Annotated in this window: 21 protein-coding genes and 1 pseudogene; 17 read left to right on the top strand and 5 right to left on the bottom strand. The window is 38.9% G+C overall.

What is annotated here, in order from left to right:
- The first annotated feature begins 415 nt into the window (after nt 1-415).
- Entirely contained in the window at nt 416-1,597 is a 1,182-nt protein-coding gene (locus AKG98_RS12190; RefSeq protein WP_198155514.1) for a hypothetical protein, read from the top strand.
- A gap of 118 nt (nt 1,598-1,715) precedes the next feature.
- On the opposite strand, the pseudogene AKG98_RS22245 reads toward AKG98_RS12190, so the two are convergent.
- Nucleotides 1,716-1,793, bottom strand: a pseudogene (locus tag AKG98_RS22245) (IS6 family transposase); the annotation flags it as partial.
- Complete coding sequence (locus AKG98_RS22995) at nt 1,769-1,834, bottom strand: DUF4113 domain-containing protein (protein ID WP_083543956.1); 66 nt, start codon at nt 1,832-1,834, stop codon at nt 1,769-1,771. The pseudogene AKG98_RS22245 and the gene AKG98_RS22995, both read right to left, overlap by 25 nt.
- 785 nt (nt 1,835-2,619) lie before the next feature.
- On the opposite strand from AKG98_RS22995, the gene AKG98_RS12180 reads away from it, so the two are divergent.
- The 12 genes from AKG98_RS12180 (at nt 2,620) to AKG98_RS12120 (ending at nt 11,244) form a co-directional block, all read left to right on the top strand.
- Entirely contained in the window at nt 2,620-3,090 is a 471-nt protein-coding gene (locus tag AKG98_RS12180) for a GNAT family N-acetyltransferase (protein ID WP_067046083.1), read from the top strand.
- A gap of 130 nt (nt 3,091-3,220) precedes the next feature.
- A complete protein-coding gene (locus AKG98_RS12175) occupies nt 3,221-3,757 on the top strand; it encodes a GNAT family N-acetyltransferase (RefSeq protein WP_067046081.1) in 537 nt (178 codons plus the stop codon).
- Between the two features lie 118 nt (nt 3,758-3,875).
- On the top strand, nt 3,876-4,262 hold the full coding sequence (locus AKG98_RS12170; RefSeq protein WP_067046079.1) for a hypothetical protein: 387 nt from the start codon (nt 3,876-3,878) through the stop codon (nt 4,260-4,262).
- A 58-nt stretch (nt 4,263-4,320) separates the two neighbouring features.
- Nucleotides 4,321-5,031: a riboflavin synthase gene (locus AKG98_RS12165; RefSeq protein ID WP_067046077.1), complete on the top strand. Its 711-nt coding sequence runs from the start codon at nt 4,321-4,323 to the stop codon at nt 5,029-5,031.
- A gap of 6 nt (nt 5,032-5,037) precedes the next feature.
- A complete protein-coding gene (locus tag AKG98_RS12160) occupies nt 5,038-5,496 on the top strand; it encodes an N-acetyltransferase (protein WP_067046075.1) in 459 nt (152 codons plus the stop codon).
- A gap of 129 nt (nt 5,497-5,625) precedes the next feature.
- Nucleotides 5,626-6,453, top strand: coding sequence for an NAD(P)-dependent oxidoreductase (locus AKG98_RS12155; RefSeq protein ID WP_067046073.1), 828 nt, complete (start codon nt 5,626-5,628; stop codon nt 6,451-6,453).
- A gap of 80 nt (nt 6,454-6,533) precedes the next feature.
- Complete coding sequence (locus AKG98_RS12150; protein WP_067046071.1) at nt 6,534-7,241, top strand: aspartate/glutamate racemase family protein; 708 nt, start codon at nt 6,534-6,536, stop codon at nt 7,239-7,241.
- 28 nt (nt 7,242-7,269) lie between these two features.
- Nucleotides 7,270-7,635 (top strand): hypothetical protein, encoded by a 366-nt coding sequence (locus AKG98_RS12145; protein WP_067046069.1) that lies wholly within the window; start codon nt 7,270-7,272, stop codon nt 7,633-7,635.
- A 404-nt stretch (nt 7,636-8,039) separates the two neighbouring features.
- Complete coding sequence (locus tag AKG98_RS12140) at nt 8,040-8,885, top strand: MBL fold metallo-hydrolase (RefSeq protein WP_067046067.1); 846 nt, start codon at nt 8,040-8,042, stop codon at nt 8,883-8,885.
- Nucleotides 8,886-9,685: 800 nt separating this feature from the next.
- Entirely contained in the window at nt 9,686-9,919 is a 234-nt protein-coding gene (locus AKG98_RS12130; protein WP_067046063.1) for a hypothetical protein, read from the top strand.
- A gap of 17 nt (nt 9,920-9,936) precedes the next feature.
- Complete coding sequence (locus tag AKG98_RS12125) at nt 9,937-10,563, top strand: DUF2913 family protein (protein ID WP_067046061.1); 627 nt, start codon at nt 9,937-9,939, stop codon at nt 10,561-10,563.
- A gap of 150 nt (nt 10,564-10,713) precedes the next feature.
- Nucleotides 10,714-11,244: a GNAT family N-acetyltransferase gene (locus AKG98_RS12120; protein ID WP_067046059.1), complete on the top strand. Its 531-nt coding sequence runs from the start codon at nt 10,714-10,716 to the stop codon at nt 11,242-11,244.
- 17 nt (nt 11,245-11,261) lie between these two features.
- Here the strand turns inward: AKG98_RS12120 and AKG98_RS12115 are convergent, their stop codons facing one another.
- The gene (locus tag AKG98_RS12115; RefSeq protein ID WP_228140288.1) at nt 11,262-11,597 is read right to left on the bottom strand and encodes a hypothetical protein; all 336 of its coding nucleotides are present in this window, start codon (nt 11,595-11,597) and stop codon (nt 11,262-11,264) included.
- Between the two features lie 203 nt (nt 11,598-11,800).
- Between AKG98_RS12115 and AKG98_RS12110 the strand changes: the two genes are divergently transcribed.
- Both AKG98_RS12110 and AKG98_RS12105 read left to right on the top strand, forming a co-directional pair.
- Complete coding sequence (locus AKG98_RS12110; RefSeq protein WP_067046057.1) at nt 11,801-12,715, top strand: LysR family transcriptional regulator; 915 nt, start codon at nt 11,801-11,803, stop codon at nt 12,713-12,715.
- Nucleotides 12,716-12,820: 105 nt separating this feature from the next.
- The gene (locus AKG98_RS12105; protein WP_067046055.1) at nt 12,821-14,230 is read left to right on the top strand and encodes an alanine dehydrogenase; all 1,410 of its coding nucleotides are present in this window, start codon (nt 12,821-12,823) and stop codon (nt 14,228-14,230) included.
- 111 nt (nt 14,231-14,341) lie between these two features.
- Here the strand turns inward: AKG98_RS12105 and AKG98_RS12100 are convergent, their stop codons facing one another.
- A complete protein-coding gene (locus AKG98_RS12100) occupies nt 14,342-16,189 on the bottom strand; it encodes a M3 family metallopeptidase (protein ID WP_067046053.1) in 1,848 nt (615 codons plus the stop codon).
- A gap of 252 nt (nt 16,190-16,441) precedes the next feature.
- Here AKG98_RS12100 and AKG98_RS12095 point away from each other — a divergent pair, with 252 nt between their 5' ends.
- The gene (locus AKG98_RS12095; protein ID WP_067046051.1) at nt 16,442-17,455 is read left to right on the top strand and encodes a hypothetical protein; all 1,014 of its coding nucleotides are present in this window, start codon (nt 16,442-16,444) and stop codon (nt 17,453-17,455) included.
- A 54-nt stretch (nt 17,456-17,509) separates the two neighbouring features.
- On the opposite strand, the gene AKG98_RS12090 is transcribed toward AKG98_RS12095, so the two are convergent.
- Nucleotides 17,510-18,133 (bottom strand): protein-L-isoaspartate O-methyltransferase, encoded by a 624-nt coding sequence (locus AKG98_RS12090; RefSeq protein ID WP_067046049.1) that lies wholly within the window; start codon nt 18,131-18,133, stop codon nt 17,510-17,512.
- 293 nt (nt 18,134-18,426) lie between these two features.
- Between AKG98_RS12090 and AKG98_RS12085 the strand changes: the two genes are divergently transcribed.
- Nucleotides 18,427-20,670, top strand: a complete 2,244-nt coding sequence (locus AKG98_RS12085) for a peptidase U32 family protein (protein ID WP_067046047.1) — start codon at nt 18,427-18,429, stop codon at nt 20,668-20,670.
- Nucleotides 20,671-20,936: the final 266 nt, after the last annotated feature.

Below are 20,936 nucleotides of genomic sequence, written 5' to 3'. Positions count from 1 at the left end.
CAAGAATCCCCTTCCTTCCCCGACTTGTCGGGCGCGAAGCGAGGTGGGGGAGCTTCAAGTATGCGAATGGATTTGGTGTTGCTAAAGATGAGCAGAAAGCATTAGAGCTTTATAAGAAATCAAACACAGCCTGGTCTAAGAAAAAGCTCCTAGAGTTAAAAGCACGGTTAGATTAAAAATGCGGCTATATTTTGATAATAAAGTTTCAATTTCTAACTTGTTTCTGTCCAACTACAGCTTAGTGTTCTAACGCTAAGCCGTGTGAAATCTAGCGAACTAACGATCATTTCAAAAAAGGAGTTTAATCTCAACAAACTATGATGAAATAAACAAACGCTTACAAAGTAACCATTTTCTTTACCATTATTTTTTGTTTTAATCTTTCTAATAACTTTGTTAATGAATGAGATTTAATATGAAAAAAATAACAACTGTAGCCTTACTTGCCACTGCTCTTTCTGGGTGCGGATCAGGTTCAACTCCAACAGATCCAGTTAAACCGCCAACAACTCCAGTTAACCCGCCAACAGCTCCAGTTAATCCGCCAACAGCTCCAGTTAATCCGCCAACAGCTCCAGTTAATCCGCCAACAGCTCCAGTTAACCCGAAGGCTGATTACGTATTTTCATCGGATAAGCTTGATAAATTGAAGCTGGAGCGACAAGAGATCCAAAAAAATGCAATGACGCTCACTTATAATGGGGTGCGGTATGATAAAATTGAGTTTGCTGAAGAAATTAGTGATTCTGAAAAATTAATTAGGCTTACGGATAATTCAGGTTCAAAAAATGTTGACCTTTATCTTCCTGATGCTGAGGATAATGAGAATTGTATTATTTACGCCGAAAGCAAGATTCTGGGTAAGTTTAATTGTGATGCTAATATACGCTCCATTTCTAATGACACCACATTAATTAATACGACGACGATTAATAAAAATCTCTCCGTCAGCCTTGAATATAATAATGAAATGTCGGAATACGTTACCGCTCTTGGTAATACTATTTTAACAGAATCCAAAAATGGCAACAAAGTAACGATCACCACTTCCTTTGCTTTTAGCGATTTTTATCGTGATTTTATCCCTGGTGTTGAAACTGTTTCGACTCTTGGTGCGTCAACCTATTTCCAGCTTTCTGATATCGTGACTTCAAATCTAGGCAGTAAAATGACCTTGAAGTTTAACAACCATATCGGCGGCAGTGCTGATGATGATATCAACATGTACACCGGACTTATGATCAATAGCAACAAGATGACGACGATCGTAACCTCAACTGGCTCAGTTTTCTCTGGAGGCACGGATCTGTTCGCAGCCGGTAACCCACGAATTTTGCAACGTTCAGATACCAATAAAACCATTGAGCTTAATAAGCAAGTGGGTGTGCATAGTTGGGCGCAGGGCGATAAAACAGCCAAAGAATTCCCGTACACCAACGAAAGTCATCGTAAGCAAGCGACCTATTTTAATAAGGTGATGGGAAATAAAGGGGTTGATTTTTATATCTTTACTTTAGACTCGGCTCCTGCTAATGGTGCGCACTGGATAACTAAAGCAGACTCTGATAAATATGACTTTATCACTCGTATTGAGTAAGTCTTAATAGTGTAAATCTTTGGCTTTACAGCTCCTAAAAGGTTGATAGTTTCTTGGTCATTATCCAGGGCGAACGCGTCAATCACCCGCCCCTAAAGGGGGCGGGGCTTGGATTGGAACACATTTCAACACCTGATAATGTTGATTCTGCACCAATCCAAGACTTCCATCCTAAACATTGATGCATTTTACCTTCGGTATATCCTGCCATTTGGTTGTATATTGTGGTGTAAGCATTTTACGGCTAAACTACCGATAAATTCACTCCTCTTCGCCTACCGCGTTTTCGCAATTTTTTCACGTTTTGGACATAGCGATGGACACGCTGATATAGCTCAAGCCTTGCCAGTAAAGGATCTCGACGATCATTTAAAGATCGTTAATGTCAAAGTTGTGACACCTTTTGACACAAAGTGACAAACCCTTCTGATTTAATGAGGCGATAAATTGCAATTAACCCAAATCAGTTAAGTGATGTTCATTTCATGAAGTGTTTATCAAAATTTGTAGAACCAGAACAGTGAATTAATCTGCTTTTTAAGCTGACCAAAGTTGGCAGCAAGAACATTAAAATCACCTTGGTTAAGTACCTATCCAAAGGCTTAATACAAAATGATGCAGCCATGCTAAATGACGTGTCACAACAAAGATTAACCGTAAATTAAAGCGGTTGAATAGCTGACCGATTTTACATTAGGTTCTATCAAGGTTCTGCCTCGATAGGGTGATTTTATACAGTGTTATTTGTATTTTGGTGAACGGAGTCTCGATTTGCCAAAAGGCAGTCAGGTTTATCTTGTAGTCTAAAATTAATATCAATATAATCAGTTGCATAGCTAGTCTTGTATATAACTTATAAGACTAAATAAATAATTTACAGGACGGCTCATTTTCCCATAAACATGTAATTAATAAATTTGAAGTATAATCTTATTTTTCAATTAATTAATCTACTTTTATTGAGGTGAATGAATTTGGGGAATCGAGAGTCCTGTTATAAAAATGTTATATGTGAGTTCATTATGAGTTGTAATATCACTGTTAGAGACGGTTCTCGAACTGATGCAAAGGCAATTCAGGCGATTGCATCTCCAATTATGAAGAGTTTCGGTCTTGAGCCTGATTTTGATGATCTTGATTATGAACTTGGACACTTTGGAGAAAATTACCCTGGCTCAATTGTACAGTTGGTAGCCTGTTTAAATGATGCCGTTATAGGCTCTGTTATTTTGAAAGCTCATAAAGAAAATGTAGCAAAACTTACTGGTTTCTATATTTCAGAAAAACAGCAAGGTAAAGGTATTGGTAAAAAATTACTAAATGTCGCAATTCAACGTGCAAAGCTATTAGGACATGAGTCAATTTATCTAGAAACATGGGATAAAATGGAATCCGCTACGAACTTGTATCAAAAGTTGGGCTGGGAAAAGACTATAGATCCTGATCCTAAAAGTGGAGCTGAACGGGCTTATATTCTTAATTTAAAATCATAGGCTCACATATAAAAATGCATTTAAACAAAACTAAAACAGTGGGTTACGTTTCGCTTCGCGCCACATTTTAACTCACTATTTTAGTCCGCTTAATGCGGCGTTATACCTCACAGTTAAAAAGGAACTTTCGATGTTTAAGCTGGAAACTAGCCGTCTGATTCTTCGAGATATGATGCTCAGCGATGAAAGTAAATTTGTAGCTATGTCTCAAGATGCAAAGTTTCAGCGTTTTTATGATGAAAGTGACTGTGAACCAAATAAATATCGAGAACTCACCCAATTGTTTGTTGCACAAGCTAATGAGCTTCCCCGTCAATCCTATCAATTGGCTGTCGAAAGCAAAGAGACAGGTATGTTTATTGGCACCGTTTGTTTACGATTAGAGGTAAATAAAGAAGCTTCTATGGGGTGTGCCTTTTCTAGAGAATCACAGGGAACTAAGCTTAGTTTTGAAGCAGCCCAAGCCCTAGCAAATTTTGGTTTTTTCGAATTAGGTGTACGTCGTATTTACGCAGAAACTATCAGCAAAAACTTCCCTGCTATAAAGTTATGTAAGTCACTAGGAATGAGACAAGAAGCTTACTTTAAAGAGCATCGCTTCTTCAAAGGTAAGTGGTGGGATACGACAACTTTAGCTGTTCTTCGTACTGAATGGGTCAAGGAATAACAAGCAATTCAAGTGGGATTTTTAACAGTTTCTGGTTCCGCTTCGCTACACAATTTTAGAAAACTATTAAAAGCCCCCTTAATTGGGCATTAGGTGACACGGAAAGTTAGGAGTTAATTTGAACATCATCATTACTAATATAAAATGGATCATGGTTATTGCAGGTCTACTTACTTGTTCTATGATTTATGCGGTTTTCGCACCTCAAGCAGCTTTAATAAGTATGTTTGGTGAAGCTCTTACCGAACCATTAGCTCAGGTTGTAGTTAGAAGTTGGGGTTTTCTCATTTTCTTAATGGGTGTGTTATTAATTTATGGAGCATATAAACCTATTTATCGGAACTTATGCTTAATTATCGTAAGCCTGAGTAAAATAGCGTTCATTTCAATGATCTTTATCTTTGGCACTCAGTATATTGAAAAGTCAGCAGTAACATTAATATTAGATTCAATTTTAATTACACTGTTCGCCTTCTATTTAATTAAAGCGAAAAGTGTTACCTAACAAGCGCTTAATCGGGTGTTAGTTCTCAGCAGCACATCTTAATAAAAAAGAGGGATTTATGTTTACAGGAATAGTCCAATCAATAGCTAAAATTGTTGACGTAATCGATAAAAATGGTATCAGAACATTTGTTATCGATTTTAATGAAGGATTTTGCACGAATTTGGAAGTTGGAGCTAGTGTTGCTGTCGATGGGGTATGCTTGACTGTCACTGAGTTAGTTTCTGATGTTAGGGTCAAGTTTGACGTAATATTGCAAAGTTTGCTGATTACGACGTTAAGCCAATATGAAAATAGTACTTTCGTTAATGTTGAGCGAGCCGCTAAAGATGGAGCCGAAATCGGTGGTCACCCTTTATCAGGTCATGTTGATTTTAACTCGGCAGTTGTCAAGATTACGCAGATTGAAGACAATTATTGTATTCGTTTAGCGTTATCGGAAGAGTGGAAGCGCTATGTTTTTCCTAAAGGTTATATTGCATTAAATGGTGCAAGTCTGACAGTTTCTCAAGTTAATAAACAAGAAGGGTGGTTCGAGGTTTGGCTAATACCGGAAACTCGCAGAATGACGGTGTTTGAGGCTAAAAACGTCGGAGATCATATTAACGTTGAAATAGAGCGTGGTACTCAAGTTGTGGTGGATACTGTGCGTGATACGCTTCATGAAAGCTTGGGGCCTTTACTTCCACTATTCGAAAGGCTGTTACTAGAGCAGGGTGTTGATATTAATGCACTGGGTCATAATGCCAAGTCTCTAATTGACCGTTAGGTGAATATGCAATTAATTCAACCGTTAGATAATCATATAATAGAAATGATGAAATGGTTTTCCTGTGAAGGTGAGCTTACCGATTGGTCTGGTCCAAATTTCAGGTATCCATATAATTTATCTTCGTTTACTGATGATCTAAACATACGTAAGCTAAATTCATTCTCTCTTGTATCTAGTGATTCTGAATTTTTAGCTTTTGGTCAATATTACCAACGGCTAGGTAAATGTCATCTGGGTAGGTTAATTGTTAATCCACAGTTTCGAGGTAAGGGATTAGTATCAAAACTTATACAGCAGCTTTGTGAGTTAGGTATAAAAGAATTCGAAGTGGAGGAGTGCTCGTTATTTGTCTTAGGGCATAACAAAAACGCGATAAGAGCTTATGAAAAATTTGGTTTCTCGTTTGCTAATTATCCCGAAAAAATACCGTTAGATAATTGTTTTTATATGGTTAAATTGTAAAACGCACCTAACAAATAAGAACTTGAAACGTAAAAAATACAGTTGGTTATTTTCACTCCGTTCAATATTTTAGCCAACTACATTTTTCCGCTTAAGTTAAGCGTTGGTAAATCTAATTCCCGAGGTAGTATGAAATTACTCATTGCAGGTTCAAATGGATATGTTGGAAGTCATGTAAGAGATCTATTCAAAGCTAAAGGTTTTGATGTTTATGTCTATAGCCGAGATGGTACTAGCGATAAATGTGATAATAGAAATATTTCAAGTGAAAATACTGAAATGCACGGGAGTTTTGATGTGGTAATTAATTGTGCCCGTGCACATTGGAAAAGATACACGCCTGAAGAGATTAGCCGGATTGAGAGAAATTTACTTTCAAATTTAAATCTTTTTGCGTCAGAAACTGCAAAAAAAATACATACGTCAGGTGTTTGGCTATTTGGTAATGCAAATGAAAAAGAGCTAAATGATTTCACCTTACGTCCTTTTGAGATGGTCAAAAATGACGAAAAAACCATACATGATTCTTTATCTTTAAATTGGAATGTTGTTTATTGCCCGAGCATTATTTATGGTGGTAATTCGTGCCAAATGCGTCGCATTATTGAAGGTTGGAAAAATTCATCTGTTACAGTTGCAATTCCTAGTACCGGTTATAATCAGTATGTTCATGTATTCGATGTGGCAGATTTTTATTATGCATTAGTGTCCCAAAATAATATTCATCCACGTCAACACATCATTGCAGAAAGAAAAGGCTATACACCCGAGGAGTTTGCAGATCTACTTTATAAGCATTCAATTATTGAACGTGTTTGCAAAACAAATTGGGACGATTTTGAAATACATCATGGCTCTGATGCTATAGATATTGAAAAACTTAATCTTAATTTACCAATTAGTCCATATTTCACAGAAAAATACACAATAACCGAGTACTTCGAGCAATACACATAATAAGAACTTTAAACGGAACATTGTAGTTCCCCCCCGCTTTAGTGGCTATGGATCCAATTTTAACTCAAGGAATATATAGAATGCACATAGGGATGATTGGCGGAATTGGTCCGGCAGCAACAGAGTTCTACTATCACAATCTGGTTAAGTCATATAAGTCAGCGAATGAGTTACTGGAGCTGACTATTGTCCATGCTGAAGCTAGTGATCTTATAGGCAATATTGTTTCAGATTCACCAGATAAACAAGCCGAGATATTTTTTAAACTGGCACTACGCCTACAGGCAGCAGGTGCTGAGGTCATAGCATTATCATCTATCGCTGGTCACTTTTGTATTCCTGAATTTGAAAGAATTTCCCCATTGCCCATAATCAATGTAATTTCAGCGCTTGAGTCTGAGCTTGCCAGAAGGAAGTTGCAACGGGTTGGGATACTTGGACATCGAATTTCAATGGAAACAAAATTATTTGGTGGAATTTCTTCAGCAGAAATTGTCGTGCCTTTAGGTCAAGAGTTTGATGTGGTCCATGATGAGTATATAAAAATGGCGACTACAGGAAAGGTCGATCCTCGTCAGCGAGAGTTGCTTTTCACTATAGGTAAAGGTTTGTGCGAAAAGCAGGGTGCAGAGGCTGTTATTTTAGCTGGAACTGACCTTTTTCTCGCCTTTGATGGACATGATAGTGGTTTCACAGTCATTGATAGCGCATTAGTTCATATAGATGCACTGCTTGGCATGTCTGTTCAAACCATAACTAACAAAGTAATGCACGCTACAAGCGCGTGATTACGGCGTTAGATGAGGAAGACAGGCTATGTATATTCGTTTTGCAGTTGGAGCCGAAAGCGAAGATCCAAGGGGAATGCATGGCCCTTTTACTGAAGTTGAGTATCTAAGAGAAGAGGGTTTACTCGCGCCATATGAGGAGGAGCTGGTTGTGGCAATATTTGAAAAATTTAATCATGAACTGCCTTGCCCTCCATGGTCATCAAGGAATTGGCCAGAAGATGCTATTTCATGGTTCAAAGTTACAGCACAAACTTTCGTATCTCAGATGTATAACTTGGTCACAATTTTGAAGGAACATGGAATACAAGTTCGGGTTTTAAAGTGTCAAAGATTATTCAAAGTGTTTTACGAAGACGAATTTCAGGTTGTTGCGCTAGACAAAAGGTTTTAAGCGTAATTTTCACCTAACAAGGGTATCAACGGCGACGTCTTTTTCGCTCCTTCGTCGCTTATTCTAACCAACAATTTTAAGCCATCCTGTTCAGTGATGGCTTAGTACAATCACGCTAATCCGTTTCTGCCCCTTTCCTTGTTAGAGCTTCTACTCATTCATATTTTTATGACAATTGGCCATAGATTTTCTTATGTGATGAATTGGAGTGATTTGTCATATCATAACTGCATACGCGAGCTAAATTAGAAGGCAAGCCTTGATTAGATATAATATAAAGCGCTTTTGTCTGAGTGGTGAAATGATGGTTAAGTAGTTAGTAACATTAATAAACTAGTGTAAATAATGGTACATGAAAATGCAGGTATAGTAGACTCCGCTAAACAATGGTTGAGGAAGTAGATATGATACTGACAGCGTTAATTGATAATACTCGATTAGATGATAGAACAGACCTTACGGTTGAAAGAGGCTTATCTTTTCATATAAAAACGATGGGGCAAGAAATTCTGTTTGATGCTGGTAGCAGTAAAGCTTTTTGTGATAATGCCATTTTATTAGGCATTAAGATGGAAGATGTTGATGCTGCAATTATTTCGCACCGTCATCATGATCACTGTAATGGCATCACTCATTTCCTCGACCGAAATTCTAAGGCTCAGGTCTATTTCCGGGAATGTAAAGAAACTGATTATAGTTTCAAAGCGTTTGGTTTTAAAAGTAATGTGGGTATTGATAAAGCATTATTAAACAAAGCCAGTGGTCGATTCAGTTTCATTAATAAAACTACTGAGATACGGCCAAATATTTTTATTATTACAAGTTTGAGTCGTAAGTATGAACAGCCAAAAGGTAATAAATATCTCTTTACTGACTCCGGTGATGGCTGTAAACCCGACACATTTGACCATGAGTTACTCTTAGTCATCAAAGAATATGATGGTCTTATAGTATTTACTGGTTGTGCTCATAGTGGGGTGCTCAATATGATTGAAACTGCTATTGAATTGTTCCCGAACACGAGAATTAAGGCTGTTGTCGGTGGATTTCATTTGGTCGGATTACCTTTATTTAATAGTATTGGCGGAACAAAAAAAGACATTGAGGCAATTGCTGAAACCATGCTCACTTATCCAATCGATAAGCTCTATACGGGCCATTGTACAGGTATGAAAGCTTATGAAATATTAAAAGGTGTACTTGGTGATGCCCTTGAGTACTTCCCAACAGGACGCAGCGTAATCATTTGATTTTAAATAGGCTTAAACTTCCCTATAAAATCTAATGAGTATTACCATCAGCTAGTACAATAACCCTAAGCCAGTCATGTCCAGCTATGGCTTAGGGCCATAACGCTAAGCCATGTGAACACCAAGCGACTTTGTCTACTTCCTTCGTTATTCAGTCCCATTACTGTCATGATTTTTAATAGCTTGCGACCAATTTCCCAAACACCACTGATAAATTCACTCCTCTTCGCCTACCGCGTTTTCGCAATTTTTTCACGTTTTGGACATAGCGATGGACACGCTACTATAGCTCAAGCCTTGCCAGTAAAGGATCGAGACGATCATTTAAAGATCGCTAATGTCAAAGTTGTGACACCATTTGACACAAAGTGACAAGCTTTAGGACTTAGACCTGAATTAAGGTTGATTTTGAGGGATTTAAAAAAATACGAATTAATTCTTGTTCAATGCAAATATTTATTGAAAAGTATACTAGACTGAGTAATATACTCACTAGTAGGTAGTTTTGTTGGGGGTTGTGAAAAATGTTAAAAACAAAAAATAGCCTGATAGAAGAAGAAAAATTAAGACGTTTACAGCCAAACAGCAATAGGATTACGATACTGTTAACCTTTTTTATCGTGCCCGTAATTGTTGTGGCTATTATTTATTTGAATGTGAGATCAGTTGATTCACCGAATCTTCTAATGCAGTCAAATTTAAGTTTTGATCAATCAGCTTTCACATTTGACAAAATGCACAACATTAAATAACAAGACAAAGATCTTAAAATTATATTTAGGCGATGAAACGGAGGGGTTATGGAAACCCAAAATCAAAATCAAAATCAAAATCAAAATCAAAATCAAAATCAAAATCAAAATCAAAATCAAAAGATAAAAGACAAAAAAGAAATATTAAGAAAAGATCTGGATAGAGATATGCACTGGGCCAACCTTCATTGCGGTGGCGGCAGTATCTCTGATAGAGACCGAGATGATATGTTAAAAATCATGGCTGCGATGAAAATGTTTAGATGTTCAAGCGCTAATTAACGATTAACGGACATTAGATGAACACTAGTCGTCACGCATACATCTATCAGGGATTTGATTTAAATATGTCAGACAAAACCGAATTAAAAAATGTAATTGATAATAGCTTGTTGCATCTGTACATGAGTGTGGCCAATAGCGGAAAATTCGTGACTGTACCAGCAAGAAACAAAATTATTACAACGTTTTTGACACCAAAATTAAAAGTAACAAAATATCGCTTAGTGAAGTCTGAGGTAAAAAAAATAATCCTCACTGCTAAATTAAAAAAAGGGAATTTGGAAGGGCTATTGGTCAAGATGAGTGAGGGTCTACATAAGGTGACCAAAAGGACTCAACTTCATAACCTTATTGCTTTGTTAGAACTTATTTCTGAAGAGCACCAGATTTATTCCAAGTTCACCAGTGGTGAGACGCTTGAATCTGATGTCATTTACGTCTTAAGTGGTGATATGGAAGTCACATTCACCTGTGATGGAGAACAGGCTACGCCTTTGCCCATGATTATAAAATCAAAACGAACTTTTTTGTTAATGGAGACGATCAATAACTTTGGGGGATTTACTGCAACCTTAGACTTCCATGATAAAAAATCTGGTTTTAGTCATTTTTTGTTGGGCGCGGACCTCCATAACACAACATGAACACTTCACTTTTTCTTTAATTAAAATATATTTATTATTAAGTAACAAATATATTATGGCTCTGGTTTTAAAAACTAACCCACGAGGTTGGAGGCTAGCACCTCGTGGGAGTCATTATGCCTAGTTTTCTACAAAGAATAAGGAAGTGTTGTGCAAGAAAAATTAGTTAAAATTCGGCCTGCGAAACCGAATGAATTAGAAATTATTCACTCCCTCATTACTAAAAATGATGAATGGACAACGTTTAATGGTCCTTATTTTCCTTATTCGCACCCATCACTACAGCAGTTTGAAAAAACATCCTTTCAAAGCTTATTAAGTGGGCTAGAGCTGCAGCTAGTTACTGTGGATGATGTTCCTGTTGGAACTGTGAATTGCTACTGGGAATGTGAAGATACTCGCTGGCTTGAAGCTGGTATTGTTATTTATGATCCCACGTTCTGGGGTAAGGGCATTGCCGCATTGGCCATTACTATCTGGGTTTCTCATTTGTTTCAGGCCAAAGAGATTGAGCGTGTTGGTATGACAACTTGGTCGGGTAACCCTCGCATGATGTCGTTAGCACTAAAATTAGGCTTTCAGCAAGAAGCTAGGTTACGTAAAGTTCGCTACTACCAAGGAAAATATTATGATTCAGTCAAATATGGTGTGTTGCGTTCGGAATGGCAAGAACATAATTAATGAGGTGTTTATTGATTTTATAACCCATAGCCTGCCAACCATTTTCCATATACGGCTGCTGCTGTGGTATAAAACGAAATGAAGAATCCCAAAAACACCGTAATAATGGTTTGATCCATTAACAATTCGCGCCGGTTCTTCAACACCTGCAAGTCATAATCAGCGTCGTTACCTTTCTGGTTCGCTAGCCGTTTAGCTTCCGCCTCCAGCTTAACCAATTTAAGGTTACCTCCTGCAGTTGCAATCGATGTCGCCATCTCAGCCGCAATACATTTACGCTCTCGATAGCTACCAGACAAATCTTCAATCGGTTTCGAAATAAAACTAAATGCCCATTTACTGATAAGCCACATGTCGATGGCTCCACGACCGTTTTTGCAGGGAAATAATATGGTGTTAAGTAAATTAGCACTAAAATGTAAATTATAATGTGTGGTTGCGTTGTTCGTATAAATTAAGGCTTTTATCACTATAAACAGGACTATATATGCTAGATTAGGTCTTGTTAGGATTGAATGTTTACTTCAATAGCGATATTGCGAAAAGGTAGGTAGTGATGGACTGGATAATATGTGTGCGAAGTTATATCAAAGTGGTCGAAGAGGGTAGCTTTAACGGTGCGGCTTATCAGCTTAATACCACGGGGTCTGCAATCAGTAAGCGGATAAACTGGTTAGAAGAGAAAGTAGGTGTGCAGTTACTTAAGCGAACCACGCGATCACTTGATCAAACTGAAGCTGGTCAGCTATTTTACCAGCGGTCACGATTACAACTTGATCAGTGGATGTCGCTGGTGGACGAAGCGCGCTCGATAAACCAAACGCCTACTGGGATATTAAAGATAGGTGCGACAACGGCGGTGGGCTCTAAATTCATCATCAAGTACTTAAATGACTTCTTACTCATGTATCCAAAAATTAAAATACAATTACTGACAACATCACCAGGGCAAATGCCCGAGACTTATGTGGATGTTTTTATTAGTCGTGATTTGGAGCAGTTAAACTCGCATAATTATAAAGCAATTGAACTGTTTAAAAACGACGCCAAATTTTTTGCCTCACCAGACTATATTGAAAAATACGGCAAGCCTGAAACCGTCCATGATCTTGAATCGCATAACATGCTAATTTGGGGCGAAAGGCCAATACGAGACGTGAAGCTATCGACCGGTAATCGCATTACTTTACGGGGGAATTTTGCCACCACCAACCCTGAGGCTCTGTTCTATGGGGCTAAGTGCGGCATGGGTATTTTACTCGCTAGTCAAAAGATGCTTGAAGATTTAATTGAAGAGGGTGAATTGGTGCAAGTATTGCCTGATGTCACGGTCGATCATGGTGCAGTGTGTGCTTATTATCCAACGCTTGATTATGAGCATACCCGTACTCAGCTGTTTATTAAATATCTAAAAGAGCGAATACGAAGTCAAGAATTAAATTCGGTGGATCCTGCTATATTGCAGTGTTAAAAGTTGTATAAATATGTTTTCGTGTCCATATAGCTCCAAAGGTTAGGATTGTGCGATGTTTCATGCTACTAATGTCTCTTTTGTGGTATTAAGGAATATATACTTATGTCAGATAGTTCATCACGTTATTCATCTATTGCACTTGTTAAAGAAATTGAGTCACCAGAAAATCCTGGAGGACGAGAGAAACGTGTTGCATTGATACCGAGTGATGTAGGTCAACTTGTTAAATCTGGTATTAAAGTTTATGTTGAGTATGGTGCTGGCAACGGTGTCGGTTTTAGCGATGACGAATATTTAAAAAATAATGCCATTATGCAAACGGCAGAAGAAATTTATGTTAATAAATCACTGATCATTAAATTTAAAGGTCCTGCAATCGCCTCTGTAGAACAAATGAGTGAAGGCTGTACTTTATTCTGTATGGCGCATTTTAATTCTTACCCAGACCGCGCTAAATTGCTGCAAGATAGACGTATTAATGTGATTGCGATGGAAGATATATGTGAGTCACCGAAGTATGAAACCGATCATAAGATCCTTGCTCGCGTGGCGATGAATGCCGCATTAACCCCTTTTATTAACGATCAAACGATCGCGAACTTACAAGTCAGAGTTATCGGTTGGAGTGAACGATTACGTGGTGCTATAAAGCGTGCTGGTAATCGTGGGCCGCGTTCACTGCGGGTCATTCAACCCACGCTTGCATTTAACGAACTTGATGCTGTTGGTCCTAATGCGTTGTATTTCTATGACAGCCAGAGTTTTCACGATCAGCAAGACATATTGCTACAGCTACACAACGCGGGAACGCATCTGTTTGATCTGAGTGAGTTTGAACGTGAGCACGGACAACAAGCAATTTCAGCTTACCGAGGCAGTCATCCACCGGAAGAGTTTGGTTTACGTCGTATCCAGTGTTTACACGAAACGGGTCAAGCTGGTGCCAGATATGGGTTGTCGTTATTGAAAGAACATAAGCCGTCTGTAGATGTCGCTAATATTAAAGCGGTGATCCTTGGTTATGGTAATGTCGGGCAGGGTGCTTTGGATGAATTGCATCAACACGGTGTCAAACATATCCATGTATTAGGTCGCGCACAGACCGCAAAAGAGAGTATCGGTTATTGGTTGAAGGATGCCGATATCGTGATTAATGGTGCCGAACAGCCTGCCGCGCTTAGAGGCAAGAATTTTTTAATCAGTAACCAGCATGTGAAAGAATTAATACCTGAAAATTCGGTTGTTATCGATTTAGTGGGTGGCAGTGCGACCAACCGTAGTCCGGTAGAGCCTGTGATCAGCTGCAGCTTTTTAACGCAACCTTATTTTGTTCAAGACGGTGTGTTGATCTCATCTTTATGGGGCTGGCCAATGATGGGCATGATGCGTGAAACGGCGATACGCTACTCAGGGCAAATTACCGACGTACTGATTAGTCGTGAGAAATTGATTAATGGGCTTGATAAGTTAACGCCGGGAGTGAAACTCGCTTTGGTTTGTGGTCCTTTTTAGGCTACTTTTAGAGCCTCTTTAGGTTCTGTTTAGATCCAAGATTGTTAATATCCGTCCTGTTTGAGGACGGATATATTACCTAATTACCTAATTACCTAACTACTTAACTTCCTAACAATCACTTCCATAACGTTGCGTAATATAAGTCTCGAAGTTATCGCATAACTGGCCATCAGAAACGTTATTGTCAGCAATGGTCTCTGCACCATCAACAATACTAATTTTTGCGTTCAGCGCTGCTGGTTTCACTCTAATTCTGTTTTGCGCAGCTACTATTTTAGCCTGCTCTTGTTGCCAAGCCTGCTCACTGGTTTTATTACAGGTTTCAGCAAGGTAAGCGGCAGAGAAACCTTCGCCAGTTAAGCTACGTAAGGTTGCATCGTGACTAATGCTGTTACCCGGTTTCCAGTAATGCTCAGCCAGTAACGGACCAATTGCTGGATTATCGGTTAGGTAGCCAAATTTATCGATAAAGTAAGCGCGAGTTTGATACACAGCCATATGCGCAAGTAGGTAACCTTGGTAAGAACAAGCGGCTTCTTGCGATAGCAAATGCGGAACAGCGAGTAATGGTCGTGGACTTGCTGCTAGGCCAAGAATACGTTGCTCAGTATCACGGGCTAGCGTCGTTAAGTATTCAGGCGTTAACAAGTCTTCATCAGCGCTATACACTGCCCATTCAAAATAAGGTACCACTAAGATACTGCGTTCTTGATAAGCTTTAAACGGCTGTTTTGCTGCAATTAATGCTTTGATCACCTCGTCTGGTACAACTTCACCATCGGCGTTATAAGCATATTGTTTAAGCCAGTCACCGTCGTTTAACAAGCTATCGCAGAACATAGATTGGGTTTCTGCATACGCCATTGATGTTGGTGCAAACTCTTGTGAGAAACATGGAGAGTTTAATTTAATATTGGCAAAGTGAGCCGCATGGCCACCTTCATGGAACAAGGTATTGATGCCATCATAACCGCTGCCGATTTGGTCGGGTTTCGCGTTACTGGTGAAATTTATTTTACCGGCTTGCCATTGATCTTCTGCATAAAACGACGGAATAGGACCGTGGCAGAAACCATTTTGGTATTTACCCGGACGGTCTAATAAATCGAGGGTCATGTCGGCTTGTGAGTAATCTATATTTAGGCGACCGAATGATTCAATCCAACGACGTAATGATTTTGAGAACGGCACGTAAGGGTCAAGTTGACGTGCGGCATCACCAGCATACATAAAGCTAAAGTTATGGCCTTGAACTGCACTGTCGCCTTTAGTTTCTGCTAAATTTTGGATGCTGCTTTGGTTTTGTTCACGTGTACGTGATTCAAAGTCATCTAAAATAGTGAACAGTTGTTCTGGAGTCATCTGCTCGGTTTTATTGACTTTGTAATCAAAGAAATTACGGAAGCCTTGCTGACGAGCAAAGTCATTACGTTGTTTAACAAGGTCAATATAGCCGTTATTAAGCACCCATTGTTCAAGGTCTAATAACGCTTGGTGTGCTGATTGTCGAACACCTTCATTATTACTGGTGCGAATATTCGCGGCTAGCACGGTTAAAGATGCTTGCTGCTTATCCCCGTTTTCATCATTGCAATACATCAGGTAATCTTGGCGCTTGGTAAATAATGCCGATTCACTGCGAATGAGGGCGGCCATTTTATCTCTGCCTTCTGGGCTTTCAATTGCATTGGCATCAAAAAAGGCTAACCAACCTTTGAGCCCTTGTACCAGCTCATCATCTTCATCGGTTAGCTGTAATAGTACGTCAAGGTTACAGCGTGTTGCTTGAATGTGACTTGGGTCTGAGATAAATGCACTGAGTTTAGCTTCTGCAGCTGCAAAACCGTCATGGTCATCGCTGGTGCCCATGTAAGTTTGCCAAAATAGATCTTCTTTGCGGCGGTGTAATGCTAAATAATCATCATTGAGTTGATTAAAATAATCTTGTGGGTTCACAACGTCTCCTTGTTAAAACAGCGTATGACAGTGGCAGTACTACTGGTAACGGGTAATAGTGCGAAAGGCACTGGATGAATGTATACGCTAATTTACTATTTATTTAAAATGAAGCTTATTAAAAGCTATAGTCATTAAAATGAAAGGGAATACAGCCAAATATTAAAAAATTCTTGTTCCTTATAAGCAAAGTTAATACACTTTAGGTCTTCGCAAATAATATATATTATTAATAACACTTTTAGGACCACTATGTATACAGATGAAGACCTTAACAATGCGGTAGATAAAGGAATTTTTACTGCGTCGTCCGTTGACGAGTTTCGACATGACCAATTGTTATCCAAGCACGTGACAATTGCAGATGAAGAAAATATCCGTTTAATCGGTGGATTTAACGATATATTTATCGTGATTGCTTGCGCGCTCCTATTGTTTTCATCGCTGTGGGCAGTTAAATCGATAGATCCGCGCTTAGGTTTAGCTACTTTTGCCGCGTTATCGTGGGCGCTTGCGGAATTCTTTGTTCTGAAAAGAAAAATGGCGTTTCCCGCGATTATGTTATTACTCGCCTTTATTGGTGGTGTGTTTAAGTTATCAATGGAAGTATTTTCATCGCTTGATGAACAAGCTATTATTGCGGCGACTGGCGCATCGGTTATTGCCGCTTTTTGTCACTGGCGTCGTTTCAATGTGCCAATTACGATTGCAGCGGGTACTGCTGCAATGATCGGCTTCATCGTGTCTTCATTCATATCAACATTTACGACGGCTGAAACGATCAATGTATTAACGGATTGGATACTAGTAGTGATATTTGCCTGTGGTATTTTAACTTTCTTGTTTGCTATGTATTGGGACTCTTCTGATCGTGAACGTGTGACTAACCGTACTGATACTGCATTCTGGTTACATTTATTATCAGCACCTTTGATTATTCACCCGATATTTTTAAGTGTTGGTATTTTGAATGGCGATGAAAGTATCAGTAGTATCGCGATTATTATTACCTTGTACTTATTGATGTCACTTGTTTCTATTATTATCGACCGCCGTGCCTTTATGGTGTCATCACTGGTATATGTATTGTATGCATTATCAAGCTTAATGAGTATGTATGGCGACGTAGGTACTAATTTTGCTATTACTGGCATTGCGATTGGTGCGGCATTATTACTGTTATCAGCATTATGGCATCCTGTTCGTGGCATGATCGTAACGGTATTACCTAGCGCGGTGAAACAATTAGTACCTGATGCAAAGTAGCTTTTAGTTTAGTTTCGTTCAGTTTTAGCGATGACGGTGAGCTAAGTTAATGCTTTAACTCACCGTGCTATCGTTATCGTTATCGTTATCGGTAGCGGTAATTAAGGGCACAAAAACATACCCTAAATGTTCGTGGCAATACTCAATCTCACCTTGTGCATCTTTTTGTAATTCAAAAATACTGTTGTTAACGGGGATAATAAGCTTACCGTTAGGCGCGAGTTGATCGATTAATTCGTCAGGGATCTCATCAGTCGCCGCTGCGCTAACTAAAATGCGGTCGAAAGGCGCATGTGTCGCGAGACCGAGTCTGTTTTCTGTGATGAAAAATTCAATATTGTTCCCACCAAAACGCTGGCAATTTGTTTCACCAAACCGTTTTAAAACGGGGATGCGTTCAACAGCAAATACAGATCCTGTTGGTCCAACTAAATCAGCCAGTAGCGCGGTACTCCAACCCGATCCAGAACCCACATCCAAAATACGCTGACCCGTCTCTGGTGCTAACCATAACAGCATGTGTTTTACGGTCGTTGGTTGGCTGATAGTTTGCGCATGGCCTATAGAGAAGGGGGCATCATAGTCTGCCATATGTTGATTATCAGTGGGCATAAAATAACGCCGTTTAACGGTACGAAAAGCTTGTTCTACACGTTTATCAATCGTTGTTTTATTCATTTTTATATTGCCTACTTTCTATTTCTAGAATGTCGAATGAAATGGCTTTGTGCGAATTATGTATCTCTCTCTCTTTCTAATTCTAGCTCAGCGTTTATGATGATTTCAGGTATTATGAATTGTGCTCAATATGCGTTGTTTTTACTACATTATAGGCATTATTTAGCCCTGTAATGAGCACTTGAAAACTTTGATCTAGATCAATAAACCCGAATTCATAGCATTGGCCTGCATATACAGGTAGAATGCCCCCTCAAAAAATTACAATAAAAGCAATAAGTGGGTTATTTCGCATGAGTAGAAAAATAGAATTATTGGCACCGGGTGGTGATGTAGAAGCGATTAAAGCGGCGATTGTAGCTGGTGCAAATGCTGTCTACTGTGGTTTGGATATGTTCAATGCCCGTAACCGTGCGTCCAATCTTTCATTTGATGAGCTAAATGGCGTATTACGACTTGCACACGAACACAGCTGTGAAGTCTTTTTAACCCTGAACGTCGTGATCTTAGAGCACGAAGTTGTTAGCTTAGTACGCCTGCTTAATAAATTGGTTAACAGTGGTATTGATGGCATCATCGTACAAGACTTAGGTGTCTTTAACATTGTTAAAAAGCATTTCCCATCATTACATATCCATGCATCTACTCAGTTAACAACGCACAACGAAGGTCAGGTTTTATTCTTACATAAAATTGGTGCAACGCGCGTCAATTTATCTCGAGAGCTAAACCTTGGTGAAATTAAGCAATTAACAACAGTTGCGCATGACCATGATGTACTGACAGAAGTATTCGTGCATGGCGCACTGTGTATCGCGTTCTCTGGCCAATGTTACTCAAGCTCAGTAAGTGTAGGTAACTCAGGTAACCGTGGTCGCTGTAGTCAAGCATGTCGTGACGAATACGAAGTGACTGCAGAAGGTCATCGTTTCCCACTTAACTTAAAAGATAACTCGGCATACTTTGACTTACCGCAACTGGTTGATGCGGGTGTTGATTCGTTAAAAGTAGAAGGTCGTATTAAAGGCGCCCATTATGTTTATACTGTTGTCGATACATGGCGTAAACAGATCAACAGCTTTGTTGAGTCTGGCAAGTTATTAGCTGATGATGGCAACTTGCATAAAGTATTTAACCGTAGCTTCACTAACTCATTCTTGCAGGGCGACCTAAACAAGAAAATGTTTACTGATAACCCACGTGATAACAGTGTTAACTACGCGGTAGAAAAAAGTGATGCGATCTCTGTTGTACAAATCCATGATGTAAAACAAGACCTTTATACTGACAAAAATGCATTAGGTGCTGAACTAGCAGAAAAGATTAAAGATCTAAGCATTGATAAGATTGGTCTTACATTAGCATTCACGGCGAAAGAAAATAGCCCATTAACAGTCAATATTATGGCTGGTGACACGCCGTTTGAAGTGAAAAGTGACTCTGTATTACGTATTGCAGATGAAATTTCAATTACACCAGAAACGGTTGAGAAACGTTTCCGTAGCTTCAACAATGCAACGTTTGATCTTGCGCCAATGAACTTTGATAATTTTGATGCAAATCTAACTGTACCGTTTAAAGAATTAACTGAACTGAAAAACCAAGTGGCGTTTTTATTAAATGATTCACGTGAAGTCGTTAAACACGTTGATGTACCGGCATTACCTCAGCATCCTAAAATAGAAGAAACGCCTAAGTTATCACTGCTTATTGCTAACGTAAAAGATTTACACCTTGCTGACGTAACAGATGCAGATATCTACTTCAAGATCCCAGAAAGCTTGAAAAAGAACTGTCCTAAACACATTAAATTATTGCAAGAAAATCCACGCTTAATTCCTTGGTTCCCAGCGGTACTGATTGGTAAAGACTACCTAGAGTCAGTGAAGATCCTTGAAGAAGTGAAACCTAAGCGTATCGTTACCAATAACACTGGTATTGCTTATAAAGCATTTGAAATGGGTATTGAGTGGGTTGCTGGTCCGTTCTTAAACACAACCAACTCACACGCATTAATCACCCTACAAGAAGAGTTAAACTGTGCAGGTGCGTTTATTTCTAACGAGATCAACCGTGGTCAAATTAGAAACATCACTCGTCCAAAGAACTTTAAAATGTTCTACAGTATTTACCATCCGATTCTGATGATGACAAGTCGTCAATGTTTCTTCCAACAAACGGTTGGCTGTAAAAAACCTGCGATTGAAGATGGTTGCATGCTGAAATGTGAAAAAGCGACAACAATTACCAATGTTAAAGGTATTTCGTTTGCGGTTGATAAACAAAAAGGCGGCTACCCAAGCATTTACAATGACGAGCAATTCTTAAACTTTGATGCAGTAAATGACTTCTCTCATCTTTTTGACGAATTCTTTATTGATCTCACTAACATCGGTGCAGGCTCTAAAAAAGAACAAGACAAAGTCGAGCTAATCAAACACTTTGAAGCGTTACTCGCGGGTGATGAAGCGTCAAAAGTAGCGTTAAATAACTTAGTGCCTGTGGCAACTAATGCACAATATACTCAGGGTTTATAAGAAAGAGTACCCAGGGTTTATAAAAAAGAGTACTCAGGGTTTATAAGAAAGAGTACCCAGGGTTTATAAAAAGAGCACTCAAGGTCTATAAACGTTAACGACATGGGTTAAGGCCTAATCGCTTGAATATTTAATCTAAGCCAAGTATTACGGATTGTAGTAAAATACATGCTGTAAAACTTGGCTTTATTTTTATGCACTTAGTAATTTTTAATGTTCTATTACATGTAGAAGGTGGTCAAAATTAGAATTTAACGCCTATAATT

The organism is Moritella sp. JT01 (genome assembly GCF_001574435.1).
Classification (GTDB): Bacteria; Pseudomonadota; Gammaproteobacteria; order Enterobacterales; family Moritellaceae; genus Moritella.
Note: the sequence above shows the minus strand (reverse complement) of the source record. Positions and strands in the feature narration are given on the sequence as shown.